The organism is Propioniciclava sp. (assembly GCF_036744435.1).
Taxonomy (GTDB): domain Bacteria; phylum Actinomycetota; class Actinomycetes; order Propionibacteriales; family Propionibacteriaceae; genus Propioniciclava.
The window spans coordinates 1-13196 of record NZ_DAIOIA010000088.1 but is presented as its reverse complement, the minus strand read 5'-3'; the positions used below and the strand labels follow the sequence as shown (position 1 = coordinate 13196).

9 protein-coding genes and 1 pseudogene are annotated in these 13196 nt (G+C 70.1%); 2 read left to right on the top strand and 8 right to left on the bottom strand.

Going from position 1 to position 13196, the window contains the following annotated elements:
* A partial coding sequence (locus tag V7E09_RS11150; protein WP_324511149.1) for an MFS transporter occupies positions 1 to 1155 on the top strand: 1155 nt, incomplete at its 5' end.
* Between the two features lie 83 nt (positions 1156 to 1238).
* On the opposite strand, the gene V7E09_RS11145 is transcribed toward V7E09_RS11150, so the two are convergent.
* From V7E09_RS11145 to V7E09_RS11120, 6 genes are all read right to left on the bottom strand, one after another.
* A complete protein-coding gene (locus tag V7E09_RS11145) occupies positions 1239 to 1436 on the bottom strand; it encodes a hypothetical protein (protein WP_324511150.1) in 198 nt (65 codons plus the stop codon).
* A gap of 290 nt (positions 1437 to 1726) precedes the next feature.
* Positions 1727 to 4258, bottom strand: coding sequence for a PEP/pyruvate-binding domain-containing protein (locus tag V7E09_RS11140; protein WP_324523393.1), 2532 nt, complete (start codon positions 4256 to 4258; stop codon positions 1727 to 1729).
* 58 nt (positions 4259 to 4316) lie between these two features.
* The gene (locus V7E09_RS11135; protein ID WP_324511152.1) at positions 4317 to 5204 is read right to left on the bottom strand and encodes an alpha/beta fold hydrolase; all 888 of its coding nucleotides are present in this window, start codon (positions 5202 to 5204) and stop codon (positions 4317 to 4319) included.
* A gap of 60 nt (positions 5205 to 5264) precedes the next feature.
* Positions 5265 to 5648: a hypothetical protein gene (locus tag V7E09_RS11130; RefSeq protein ID WP_324511153.1), complete on the bottom strand. Its 384-nt coding sequence runs from the start codon at positions 5646 to 5648 to the stop codon at positions 5265 to 5267.
* A 106-nt stretch (positions 5649 to 5754) separates the two neighbouring features.
* On the bottom strand, positions 5755 to 7695 hold the full coding sequence (locus V7E09_RS11125; RefSeq protein ID WP_324511154.1) for an ABC transporter ATP-binding protein: 1941 nt from the start codon (positions 7693 to 7695) through the stop codon (positions 5755 to 5757).
* Positions 7688 to 9532, bottom strand: coding sequence for an ABC transporter ATP-binding protein (locus V7E09_RS11120; RefSeq protein ID WP_324511155.1), 1845 nt, complete (start codon positions 9530 to 9532; stop codon positions 7688 to 7690). The genes V7E09_RS11125 and V7E09_RS11120 overlap by 8 nt, the downstream gene beginning before the upstream one ends.
* Before the next feature lie 263 nt (positions 9533 to 9795).
* Between V7E09_RS11120 and V7E09_RS15725 the strand changes: the two are divergent.
* Positions 9796 to 10365: pseudogene (locus tag V7E09_RS15725) on the top strand (MauE/DoxX family redox-associated membrane protein).
* 1098 nt (positions 10366 to 11463) lie between these two features.
* Here the strand turns inward: V7E09_RS15725 and V7E09_RS11115 are convergent.
* Together V7E09_RS11115 and V7E09_RS11110 are read right to left on the bottom strand one after the other, a co-directional pair.
* Positions 11464 to 12318: an HAD family hydrolase gene (locus tag V7E09_RS11115; RefSeq protein ID WP_324511156.1), complete on the bottom strand. Its 855-nt coding sequence runs from the start codon at positions 12316 to 12318 to the stop codon at positions 11464 to 11466.
* A 1-nt stretch (position 12319) separates the two neighbouring features.
* The coding region (locus V7E09_RS11110; protein WP_324523392.1) for a helicase HerA-like domain-containing protein at positions 12320 to 13196 on the bottom strand (877 nt) is incomplete at its 5' end.

The window sequence follows — 13196 nt, the reverse complement described above, 5'->3', positions numbered from 1 at the left end:
GCCGCGGGGCTGCGCGAGTTCACGCTGCCGCTGCTGGCCCTCCTGGTGACGGGGTCGGCTGCCCAGGCCGGGTTGGTGGGCACCGTGCAAGCCGTCCTCACCCAGGTGTGCCTGATCCCCGGCGGGCTGCTCATCGACCGCTTCGACCGCAGGCGGCTCATCATGCTCCACGGCGTCGTCCAGGCCGGGACGCTGCTGGCGCTGGCCGCCCTCGCCTGGAGCGGCCAGCTCACCCTGGCCCTTCTGGTGGCCGGTGCGGCCCTCGTCGGCACGGCCAGCGGCTGTCTCGGTGAGGCCAGCGACGCCCTGCTGCGCAGCATCGTCCCGGTGGAGCGCTACCCGCAGGCGATCACCCTCAACGAGGGACGCGACGCCGCCCTGCGGTTGGCGTCCGCGCCCGTTGGGGGCCTGCTGATGGGGCTCGCGTCCGGGGCGAGCCTCGCGCTTGCGGGCGCCCTGAACGCCTTGTCGGTGGTGCTCATCCAACCGCTGCGCACCCACCGCGCCGCCGTCACCGACGGCGCACGCGGTGCGTGGTCCCTCTTCGTCGAAGCGGCCCGCTGGCTGCGTCCGCGCCGACGGGCACACCTGCTGGCGCTGCTGGTGGGGGCGGTGAACTTCAGCGTCAGCGGCGTGATGACCACGACGCAGTTCACCGTGTTCGCCCGCACCGGCCAGGCCCTCGACGCGGGGCTGATCACCACCGCCGCCGGGGTCTCCGTCGTTGTCGGGGCCCTCGTCGCGGGCCTGGTGGTCTCCCGGGTGCGCACCGGCGTGCTCATCCCGGTCACCTTCGCCTGGCTTGCGCTCGGAATGACCGGCGTCGCGCTGTTCCCCAGCGGACCGCCGCTGGTCGTCTTGCTGATGCTCACCTTCCTGGGCGTGCCCGCCGTCAACGCGGGCCTCGCCGGGTTCTTCTTCGGCGCCACCCCCGAGGCCATGCAGGGACGCGTGCAGGCGCTCGTCGGGACGGTGACGGTCGGCTTCGGCGCGCTCGCACCGGTCATCGTCGGCGTCGCACTGCAGGCGTTCGGCACGTCCGTCGCCTACGCGATCGCGCTCGGCCCGGTGGTCGTGGCCCTGATCGTGTCCTGCCTCGCCCGGCCGATCACCGAGATCCCACGCCCCGACCGATGGGCGGACCTGGAGTTCTGAGACCCCTCACGTGTCCAGCGGAGGTGACGCCAACCGAACGCTCGCAACTGCATACGCGAGGATGGATATCCCAGGCGTTCAACTCAGCTTCGATACGCCTTGCCGTCCTTGGTGCAGCGCTCGACGAGTTCGATGGCGTCAAATCCCCCCACGATCACCGTTTTGCCGATCCGAGTAGTGAAATCCACGGTGGTCGGCAAGGGCCGCTCGTGCCCGTAGTTGACGCGTTCACCGTTCGAAACGTAGGTCGAGATGGTGCCGCCCTCGTCGACCGCGAGCATCTTCCAACCCTCAGCCACCTCCACAACCCAGCCGCTGGCCCCCACGGGAGCTATCTCTTCTCGAGTCGCTCGTCGGCAGGCGAGCGATGCGGGCGCGGTCACCGTCGGGTTCGCTGTCGGAGTGGCCATCGGGGTGGCCGTGGCCTTCGGCGACACAGACGAAGCCGGTCTCGTTGTCACCGCACTCGTCGTGAGAGTCGGATGAGGGGTGGACGGTGCCGGAGATTTCGTACATCCGGTGAGTGCGACAGCGGCCGCCGCAATCAAGAGAGGAACGCGGTACAAGCTGCTCACTGGTGGCTCGCCCCCTCGGCCAGCAGGACGCGCCCGGTGTCCCCGTCGACGGTGACCACGTCACCGTCGTGGATGCGGGCGGTCGCCGATCCGGTGCCCAGCACCGCGGGGATGCCGTACTCGCGGGCCACGATGGAACTGTGCGACAGCGGACCGCCGATGTCGGTGACGACCGCCTTCGCCAACGCGAACAGGGGCGTGTAGGCGGGCGTCGTGATCGGCGCCACCAGGATGTCGCCCGGCTGCATGCGGGCGAAATCCTCGGGGCCACGCAGCAACCGAGCGGGGCCGGTCGCGCGGCCGCCCGAGGCTCCCAGCCCGGTGAGCGTCGGTCCGGTCTGCACCGCCTCGTTGCTGGGCATGAACCCCTTGAACATGCGGTACACGACCCCCTTCGCGGGCAGCCAGCCGGGCGGGGTGACCTGACGGCGGCCCCGCCACTCGGCCTTCCGGGCCGCGACCGCGACCGACGCCGAGGGCCCCACCGGACGCCCCGCATCCCAGGCGGACGCCGCCCGATCGGCCTCCTCCCGAGTCAGCCAGAACACATCGTCGGCCACGTCCAGGAGCCCGCCTGAGGCCAGCCGCGACCCCAGTTCGCGCAGCAGCCTGCGCGCGGCGGGCCACCCCAGGCCGATCGCCGCCAAGGCGTCCTCCCGCAGCGGCCCCAGCGCCCGGGCGTTGACCAGCGCCTTGCCCAGGACGCGGCGGCGCACCGGATCCACGTGCGCGGCCAGCCACGCCTGCGCCCGCGCGCGATCCTGGTCCTGGCGCGCCCGGCGCACGTCCGGGTCGACGGCCTGCCCGCCCAGGGCGTAGCGCAGCGCCGCGAGCACGGGGGCCGGATCGTCGGCGGCGACCGGCTGCATCACGTCCAGGTTGTAGGTGGCGTGCCCGTAGCGGGCCAGATGCTCGGCCAGCCGTCCCTCGAACGCGCCGCGCTGCCCCTCCGGGAGGGGGTCACCGGCCAGCACCGCGTCCGTGACCCCGGCCTCCCGGCACCAGCGCGCCAGCGCGAACAGGGAGCGTTCGGCCCGGATCGGCTCCGAGTCCTCCCCCACCAGGAACGTGAGCGCCGGCGGCTTCCCGGCCCCGTGCACGAGCAGGTCGTACAGCCGCGTGAACGTGATCTCAGTGGTCGCCGACTGCGGGATGACCGCCTGCACATAGGTGTAGTAGTCGGCCCCCGCGGCGACCAGCTCGGCGGCACCGCCCAGCAGCCGCTCGGCCGTCAGGCGGGTGGCGTCCACCTGGTTCCACTCCTCGGCGATCCGCTGGTAGGCGGGCAGGCCGTGCTCGCGCCACTGGGTGACGCCGTTGAGGTCGCTGTGCGTCCCGAACGCGACGCGCATCCCGCGCGGGGCGGCGGCGAACATCCGGCGCATGCCCGCATTCGAGTAGAAGTAGTAGGCGAATCCGTTGAGGGTGACGAAGTCGGTGTCGTGCGGTCCGATCGGGTCGGGCCCGAAGAACCGGCGCAGCACGTGATGCAGGGACGCGGCGACGGCCGGACGGATGAGGTCCGCGAACAGGGGCGAGAGCGGGTCGGGGAGTTGCTCCACGATGGAGGCGCGCACGTACATGCCGTCGGTTCGGGGCAGCGGCCACGTCGTCGGCGCGGGGGCGACCGGCGGGCGCAGCGCGGTGATCGGCCGGGCCTGGACCAGGAGGAACTCACCCTGGGCCAGCGTCCACTCGATGTCTTGCGGGGCGCCGAAGTGGGCGTCGACGCGGCTGCCCAGGTCGGCGAGCGCCACCGCCTGCGCGTCGGTGAGGACCGGAACCCGACGCTGCCCGGCGGCGACGGCAGCCGTGGCCGTCCCGCCGGACGCCAGCACGGTGCGCACCCGCTTCTCGGCGGTCGTGCGCGTGAGCACCGCGTCGCCCGCGACGACGATCTCGTCGGGGGTGACCTCCCCGCCGACGACGGCCTCCCCCAGCCCGAACGCCGCGTTGACGACCGCTTCGTCGCGGCGTCCGTTGGCGGGGTTGGCGGTGAACAGGACGCCCGCGGCATCGGCGTCCACGAGTCGCTGCACCACCACGGCGAGGCTCACCGTGGCTGGGTCGATGCCCGCACGGGCGCGATAGGCGACCGCCCGGTCGGTCCACAGCGACGCCCAGCAGCGGCGCACCGCGTCCACCACGGCAGCAGCGCCGTCGATGTTGAGGTAGGTGTCTTGCTGCCCGGCAAACGAGGCGTCGGGCAGGTCTTCGGCGGTGGCGGAACTGCGCACCGCGACCGGCCCCTCCCCGAGGGCGCGGTAGGCGTCCGCGATCGTTTCGGCCAGCGCCGCGGGCACGGGGGCGTCGAACAGAGCACGGGTCGCGGCGGCGTCCTGCGCGGTCAGGAGCCCGGGACGGATGCCGGTGGCGTCCACATACTCGTCGTAGGCCTGCGTGGTGACGACGTAACCGGGCGGCACCGGGAACCCGGCCCGGGTGAGCTCACCCAGGTTGGCGCCCTTGCCCCCGGCCAGGGGCAGGTCGTCGCGTCCGAGCGCGGCCAACGATGCGATGCGAGCCATGTCGTTCTCCTTCGACTCCGCGAGGCTAAGCCCGCGACGCCGGTTCCGCCATACCCCCTCAGGCCAGGCGGGCAAGGAACCCCAGGACGGCCGCGTCCACGACGCCGGGGGCGTCGCGCTGGACCCAATGCCGACCGCCGGGCACCACCACCAGCTCCGCCCCGGGTATCTCCGCGGCCGCCGCGCGGGCGGCTTCGACGGGGACGCCCTGATCGGATTCGCCGTGGACGATCAGCGTCGGGACGCGGATCTCGTGGAGCCGCGGGACGTAGTTGCTGCGCAGCCCTTCGGGGAGCACTTCGCTGCGCTGCCACTGCTCGAACGCCTCGAAGGCGTGCGGGCTGGCGCCCTCGCGGGCGATCTCCTCGCGCATGGCGGCGTCCAGCCGAGCCGGGTCGCGCACCAGGGAGCCGCTGTCGACGCTCCACCGCAACAGCGCGCGGTTGCGGGCCACCCCACGTTCGAACTTGCCCAGCCAGCCCGACTGGATCGCCCAGGACGTGACGCGGTTCCACAGCGGCGCCCCGCGGCCGGAGATGAACTGGCCGGTCAGGCCATAGCTGCCCAGGACGATGAGGCCGCGCAGGCTCGCGCCGGGGGTGAGCGCATAGCCGAGCGCCATGCCGCCGCCCATCGACAGCCCGCCGATCACCGGGCGCTTCAGCCCGGCCGCCTCGATCACCTCGCCGACGAACACGACGAGTCGATCCTGGGTCACCGGCCAGGGCGGCATCGGCGTGGACCCGTAGCCGGGTGCGTCCGGCGCGACCACCCGATACCCGGACGCCGCCAGCACCGGCGCCAGCCCGCCCCAGGACAGGGACGCGTTGTCGAGGCCGCCGCCATGCAGCAACAGCACGTCGCCGCGCGGCCGCCCCTGGGGCGGGAACCACCACGCCGAGACGCGGCCCCAGCTCAGCTCCAGTGCGCGACGTTCGGCGTCCATGCCCGTGTCCTTCCCCCTCGCAGGCGAGTGCACTCCCATCCTGCCAGGCACTCCGAACCGCTAGGCGAAACGCTCCCGGCCGCTCGGATCGCGCAGCGCCTCGCGCAGAATGTCCTGGACGCTGGAGACCCAGGCCGGGCCGGGCCTCCAGCGCAGCTTGAGCGGGACACGCACCGTCAGCGGCTCGGAAGGAGAGTCGCGCCGCACGAGAGTGACCACCACGTACCCGAAGAGGGAGGGCGTTCGGGTGGTCGACGACCAGTCGATGAGGTTCAACCCTGCGCTCACCTTGTCGGCGACGCTCGACCCGACCAACTCCACCCGAACGTCGGCCAGTTCCTCCCACGAGTGCTGGTGCTGGACCCGGATCCTTCTCTTGCCGTGGACGAACACGGGGCCATGGAGCGTGATCCCCTCGCGCCCGATCCGGACACGCTCGTCCAAGCCCACTCCGACCGAGAACGATCCTTGATTGAACACCTCGCGGCCCCCGATCCGTTGACGCCCTACCTTCGCGGAATGGCCGCCATCATCGCACCGCCAGGGGGGCTCAGCTGCGCCAGGTGCGCCACAGATGGGCGTACTCGCCGTCGGCGACCAGGAGGTCGTCGTGCGAGCCGAGTTCCGCGATCCGGCCGTCGATCACCACGGCGATCCGGTCCGCGTCGTGGGCGGTGTGGAGCCGGTGCGCGATCGCGACGACGGTCCGGTCGGTCAGGAGCGCCGTCATCGAGCCTTCGAGGTGGCGGGCGGTGTGCGGGTCGATCAGCGAGGTCGCCTCGTCCAACACGAGGGTGTGCGGGTCGGCGATCACCAGCCGCGCCAGCGCCACCTGCTGGGCCTGGGCGGGGGTGAGCTCGGTGCGTCCGCGTCCCAGGGGCGTGTCCAGGCCCAGCGGAAGCCGGTCGACCCAGTCGCCCGCGTCGACGGCGGCCAGGGCGTCGCGGACCTGCGCGTCGGTGGCGTCGCCTTCGCGGGCCAGCACCACGTTGTCGCGCAGCGACCCCATGAACACGTGATGCTCCTGGGTGACCAGGCACACCTGGGTGCGCAGCACCGGCAACGGCAGATCCATCACGTCGACGTCGCCGACGGTCACCTCCCCGGTCCGCGGCCGGTTGATGCCCGCCACCAGGCGTCCCAGGGTCGACTTGCCCGAACCGGAGGGTCCCACGATCGCGAGCCGTTCCCCGGGACGCAGGTGCAGATCGACGCCGTGCAGGACGTCGTGGTCGGCGCGGTAGGCGAACCGCAGGTCGCGGCCCACCACGTCGGAGCCCTCCGGGAGGGCGTCGCGCGGGGTTCGGTCCTCGGGAAGCTCCGCGACGCCCAGCAGACGCGTCGTGGCCACGATGCCGACCTGGAGGTGGTCGAGCACCTGGATGAGCCGGTCCAGCGGGGTGACGAGCTGTTGCAGGTAGATCGCGGCGGTCGTGACCTGCCCGATGGTGACCAGGCCCGCGTCGTAACCCCAGGTGCCCAGCAGGACGACCAGCACCAGCGGAAGCTGGAAGGCCAGGTCGAGCCACATGAACAGCAGGTTCCGCAGCGACATGGTGTAGCGCTCGGCCTGAGCCGACTCGGCGGTGTCGTCGTTGAGGCGGGCCTGCCGGATGTCGTGGAGACCCAGCGCCTCGACGGTGCGCGTCCCCTCGACGGTCTCGGTGATCGTCGAGTTGATGGTGCTGTAGGTCGCCGACTCGGCGATGTAGCCGGGCGTCGCGTTGCGCAGGTAGTGGCGCACCGCGAAGAACAAGATGATGCCGGACACGATGAGCGGCAGCGTGAGCAGCGGCGAGTTCAGCAGCAGCGCGACGACGGTCAGCGCGACCATGGACACCGACGTGACCAGGGTCGGCAACGACCAGCGCACGGCCGTGCTCATCTTGGAGACATCCGAAGTGATGCGCGTCACCAGGTCTCCGCTGGACGCCGCCTCGACGTGGCCCAGCGGCAGCCGCAGCACCGCCCGCACCACGTACTCGCGTGCGGAGGCGAGCAGGTCGTAGCCCAACCCCACCGACGCCCGAGCGGCCAACGCCGTCAGCACCGCCTGCACGATCACGACGCCGACGACCAGCAGCAACACCTGATCGGTCTGGGTGAGGGACGCGCCCACCGCTGCGTCGTCCACCAGGTTGCCGAGCAGACGCGGCACGACCAACGCCGCGATCGCGGCCGCCACGTTGAAGGCGATCATGGCGACGACGCCGGCCTTGCGGGTCGACACCAGTTCCTTCACGAACCCGAATGCGCTGCGCGCTCCTGCCACGGGCAGGCCGCGCTCGGGGTTCCCTGAGTCGGCGAAGACGCGCTGGGCCCGCTGCCGACGCAGCGCGTGCCGGGCCTGCCAGCGCGCCAGCCGGACGCGCGGCGACAGCGTCGCATCCACGTGAAGGGCCTCCGGGATGCGAGGTTCGGGCGCGGTGGTGCGCCACGTGGACGCCGACCCGGGCAGCAGTTCGGCGTCGCCGGTGAGGGTGTCAGTCATCGTCCTCCTCCATTCCCCGGGCCACGACCCGGCGGTAGTCGGGACGCGTCAGCAGTGCGGTGTGGGTGCCGCGGGCGACTTCGACGCCGTCAGCGAGGAAGCTGACCTCGTCGGCTGCGTGCAGGATCAGCGGCGACGCGGACGTCACCACGGTCGTCTTACCGCGCCGGAACTCGGCCAGCCGGGGCGCGATCCTCGCCTCGGTGTGCGCGTCGACGGCCGAGGTGGGTTCCACCAGGCACAACACGTCGGCGTCGGCGAGCAGCGCGCGCGCCAGGATGAGGCGCTGCCGCTGCCCGCCTGAGAGGCCGCGGCCCTTCTCGTCGATGGGGCCCTGCCAGCCGCCCGGCAGCGCGTCGAACACGTCTTCGGCGGACGCGGTGACCAGGGCCCGTTCGGCCTGCTCGCGGGTGGCCCGCCCCCACGGGTCGATGGCCTGCTGCAGGGTGCCCGCGAACAGCATGGAGGAGGTGTCGCTCACCAGCACGCGCTCCCGCAGGGACGTCAGGTCGACGTCGCGCAGGTCGACGCCGTCGGCGGTCACCCCCCAGGGAAGCTGGGCGGCCTCCTCGTCGCGTTGGGCCTGCGCGGCCCGGCGGGCGGCCTTGTCGGAGCGCGCCTGCCGCAGTGCGCGTCCGCGCAGGCCGTCCTCGGCGTCCTCCTCGCCGGTCGCCCCCGCCAGGGAGGGCAGGTAGCGGCCGAGCCGGTCCACCAGGGCCGCGGAGGCGTCCGGGTCGGCGCTGACGACGGCCAGGAACCGTCCCGGCTCGACCACGACGCCGGACACGTCATCGACGAGGCGCGGCGACGGCCCGACCGGGGAGCCGCCGGCCCGCCACGGCGTCTGCGCACCGAGCAGCGCCGACGTCTTCGCCGCGGCGACCAGGCCCGCGATCCACTTCTGGGCGAAGTCGAAGAAGGTCTGCAGCGGCCACAGCATGTAGAGGGCGTAGCCGACGAACGAGATGAGCTGACCGACGGTGAGGTGCCCGGCGCTCAGCTCGTGCGTGCCGAGGTACACCAGCGTGACGAGCAGCACCCCGGACACGAGCACCGAGATGGCGGCGACGACGCTTTGCCAGGTGCCGACGCGAACCCCCAGGAATCGCACCTTCTGCGACTGGGCCGCGTAGTTGGCCCCGAAGGTGGCCTCCCCGCCGATGCCGCGCAGGATCCGGAGCCCGGCGACGATGTCGGTGGCCAGCGACGTCAGCTCGGAGTTCTGCGTCCGCTCGGCGCGCTGAGCGGCGCTGAGGGGGCGCAGCACCGGCGCGGACGCCACCATCAGCAGCGGGCTGAGGATGATGACGACGAGCGCGAGCTGCGGGGATGCCACGAACATCAGCACGCACACGAACACGAACGACAGCACGGCCCCGATGAACCGGGCGGCCACTTCGAGCGTCGCGCCGAACGTGTCCGAGTCGGAGCTGGCGACGCTGAGCACCTCGCCGGTGGGGACGCGGCGCCCCAGGACGTGCCCGAGGCGTCCGCTGGTGTGGCCGACGCGCTTCTGAGTTTCGTAGATGGCGATGACCCATGAGCGCACCACGTAGGTGTGCTGCAGGATGCCGCCCGCCGCGCCGATCACGATCGCGAGCAACAGCAACGCGGACCAGCCTGCGGTGGCGAGCGGGTCGCGGGCGATCATGCCGGCGTCGATGGCACGCCCCAGCAGCAGGGGGCTGAGCACGCTGGGCAGCTGCCACACCACGACGAGCACGGTCATGAGCGTGACCAGGCCCGCCTGGCCGCGCACCAGCCAAGTCAGGAACGAGAGAGGGCTCCGCCACGTCGGCGTATCACCGGGCAGCACCTCGGGAGGAAAATCACGCATAGCCGCCCAACGCTAGACGTGCCCCCGGAGCGGGTCAATGGTGAATGCGCGAGTTGCCCACCTTCCATGCGTCAAGCAGCCACGCTCAGCCGAGCGTTGGCGCCCCCGAACCACACCTAGGGAAGCGATCTGCAAACAGAACCACGATTTGTCGCGCGAGGTATTGCCGCCCATAGGAACGGGGTGTAGCGTCACATACACAACGCCAGAAGATCCCCCTCCCTCCTTTTCCTCACCCATAGCCAAACGCGGAGAGTCAGAACATGGCTTGCATCATTCTCGGATTCATCGCAACATCCGTCCTCCTGGTCGCCGCTCTTGCCAAATTGGTAGAGGGACAGGCAGAGCTTACGCGCCAAATCATGGGATTCGCGATATTGCCCCCAGCCGGGGCTCGCCACCTTGCCCGAGCCCTCCCCGCCGCAGAACTCAGCATTGGGATCTCCTTGCTGATTGGGTTCGCCTGACCCTTCCCCGGTTGGATTGGAATAGGCATATACTTGGCCTATTCTGCCGCCATAGTGTCCGTGCTTCTTCGTGGAAAGAGGGCCGAATGTGGCTGCTTTGGCCGCTTCACTAAGAGCGAGACGAGCGCCCTCCTGATAGTTCGCAACCTCCTACTAGCGGCGATGTTGATTCCTGCAACCCTCGCCCCACACCCCCTCCAACTCCCCAATTGGGTGAGCATCACAATAGTCGCACTAACCGCTGGCTTTAGCTGGTTTGCCTCCCGGTCACATTCGGCGAATAGGTTTCACCCCCAACCACCACCTAACACCCGCAATAATGATCCTCATCCTCCAGAAAGGCGCCATCATGCCGAAGCCACATAGCCGTCGCCGACTTTTCGGTATCATAGGGATCGCCTCCGCAAGCAGCGCCTTCGGAGCCCTCTTCCCTGAGATCGCCCGAGCAGCGGGGCCGAGATCCCTCGGGACGCAAGGGGAGACTCCGTGGATGCTCACGGACATCGTCGAAGAGCATCCCGCGTCAACTCAAGAACTTGACGAATTACGCCCATTCGTCCGCCGCCAGGCAATACCTCTTGAGGAGAAGTACGGACGCAACGAAGACAGCAGAATCAGCATGGTTGTATCGACCAATCGGATCGGAAACAGGGTCGTTCGCTCAGGAGCAGCCGTTGGCGCCAGCGCCAGTTTCTTCTACGCCTTCGAAATCAGTGCAAACAATTCTCTGCTGCGATCAAATCTGCAAGTGTGGCAGCATAATGCAAAAGAAGAGAGCTCCGAACTACTCAGATATGGAAGCGGCGCCAACAGCCTCCAACCGGTCAGTGCACTCCGGGACACCACGGCCGCGATCAACTACTGCCCCCCTGGAACCTATGTTCAGTTGAGATGCGCAAGAATTCGATCATGGGATTGCATTTACACCTCGTGCGGAACATACTCATGGCCTTGCTCTTGGGCCATTGGGAACGTTCCGGCCGCCGTCGCCTGCCTCATGGTCACGTGCGCTTGGGGCATTCAAACATGTTGTACGAGTTGGACCAAGTATTGCAGTCCCGCATAGGAGCAGAAGTGAAGAAGAATACACCCGCACGCCTGGTCGTCCTGTTCGTGACCGGATGCCTCTGCATGGCGCTTGCTTTGTGGTGCCTCAGCCAATCCCCAATGTGGGTCTACTACGCAACTTGGCCACTGGCTGCCATCGGCGGCGGATGCCTGAGCACGTCTTTGCAAGGGATGTATCAGCTCACCAAGAGTCGCGATGGGGGCAATGAGCCCTGATCTGACTTAGCCGTTCGCGCGCGAGGACCGGTTGCGCGTGCTCCGTTCAACCAATTGGGGGAGGGTCGGCGAAGTTGAGACTCGGCCGGGATACGGCGGTCAGCCGCTCACGCCCGTTGCGGGAGATGGGATTGTGGTGAAGGTGCGGCTGAGTCGGTCTTCCCCCGGTGGAGTGGTGGTTCACACCGCGAGCGCACGTTCCACGTGGGTCATCACGACAGCCAGGTTGTCGGCTTCGATGCGGACGCCGCGGGCGCGCCCTGCGGGGCTCAGGTCCCCCACCCGCAGCGGCGGCATCAGGAAGGAGACTCCGGTCGCGCCGAGCATGCCCAGGTCGTTTTGGCCGTCCCCTGCCGCCCACACGTCGGCCCAGTCGACGCCCAGGTCCGCGACGATCGCTTCGGCGCCCTTGAACCGCAGGGCGCTCGTGGGCACCAGGTCGAGGATGCGGGGGTGCGCCCGGGCGACCTCCACCCCAGGGATCGGGAGTTCGTAGGCGAGCGCGCGTTGGGCCTCATCGTGCGGGACGACCGCCATCTTCACCACGTCGGTGACCTGGTCCAGGCCGCCCACCCGGTAGCGGGATCCGGTGACCGACGCGTCCCACACGACCGTGTCGGATTCCTGCGAGACGATCCACTCGGTGCGGGTGAACATCCACGTTTCCAGGCCGTGGCCGGTCGTCCAGGCCAGCGTTGCGGCGACGGTGTCCGCGTCGAGGCCGTGGCGGGCGAGCGGACGCCACCCATCCCCGTCGCGCTTCTCGATCAGCGTCCCCCCGTTGCCGGCCAGGTGCCCGATGTATGGCAGGTCGGCCACCAGCAGCTTGAGTGAGGCGAGGGTGCGACCGGAGCAGAACGCGATCGGGACGCCCGCCGCCGTCAGGGTGTCGAGGATGTCGCGGGCGCCGGGCAGCCAGTGCGTCTCGTGCAGCAGGGTGCCGTCGAGATCGAACAGAGCCAGGGCGGGACGCGGGAGTCGCGGCGGTTCGCTGGGAGCCGTCTCGCCAGTGATCGGGGTCTGCGCGGATCCCACCTCAGCGCCTGCGACCGGTGCCGAAGATGGAGCGGGTGATCTCGCGGGCGGCCGACCGGGCCATCTGGCGCACCATCGTGTTCTGCGTGATCTGCTCGATGATCGACTTCTCCTTGGGCGCCGCGCGGCGCTGCGTCTGCTCGGCGCGCACCGCCCGCTCCGCCTCGCGTTGTGCGGCGGCCTGGGCGCGCTCCGCCTCGCGCTGGGCGGCGGCGTCGGCCTTCGCCTGCGCGGCCGCGGCCTTCGCCTGCTCGGCGTCCGCCTTGGCCTGCTCTTTGGCCGCCTTATTGGCGGCGGCGGTCTCCGCGCCCGCCTGCAGCTTGGCGTTCAGGATCTCGTAGGCGGACTCGCGGTCGATCGCGGTGCCGTACTTGGCCTGCATCGAACTGGTGGCCACGCCGCCCGCCATCGCGCCCGCGTCCAGCGGATCCATCGACGACTCGGGGGCCCGCATCCGCGTCCAGGCCACCGGGGTGGGGGCGCCGCTCGGGTTCAGCACCGTGACGATCGCCTCGCCGATGCCGAGTTGCTGCAGCCGTTCGGCCAGGTCGTAGTCGACCTTCGGGTAGGTCGCGACGGTGGACTTGAGCGCCTTCGCGTCGTTGGGGGTGTGAGCCCGCAACTGGTGCTGGACGCGCGACCCCAACTGGGCGAGCACGTCCTCGGGCACGTCCTTCGGGGTCTGGGTGACGAAGAAGACGCCCACCCCCTTGGAGCGGACCAGCCGGACGGTCTGTTCGATGGCGTCGTTGAACGCCTTCGACGCCCCGTCGAACAGCAGGTGCGCCTCGTCGAAGAAGAACACCAGCTTCGGCTTGTCCAAGTCGCCGGCTTCGGGGAGGTCGGCGTACAGGTCGGCCAGCAGCCACATCAAGAAG

Excerpts from the sequence above, each read along its gene's own strand:
- V7E09_RS11135 (WP_324511152.1), bottom strand. The coding sequence starts at position 5,204 with ATGGACGCCGAACGTCGCGCACTGGAGCTGAGCTGGGGCCGCGTCTCG.
- V7E09_RS11120 (WP_324511155.1), bottom strand. The coding sequence starts at position 9,532 with ATGCGTGATTTTCCTCCCGAGGTGCTGCCCGGTGATACGCCGACGTGG.
- V7E09_RS11145 (WP_324511150.1), bottom strand. The coding sequence starts at position 1,436 with ATGCTCGCGGTCGACGAGGGCGGCACCATCTCGACCTACGTTTCGAAC.
- V7E09_RS11140 (WP_324523393.1), bottom strand. The coding sequence starts at position 4,258 with ATGGCTCGCATCGCATCGTTGGCCGCGCTCGGACGCGACGACCTGCCC.
- V7E09_RS11125 (WP_324511154.1), bottom strand. The coding sequence starts at position 7,695 with ATGACTGACACCCTCACCGGCGACGCCGAACTGCTGCCCGGGTCGGCG.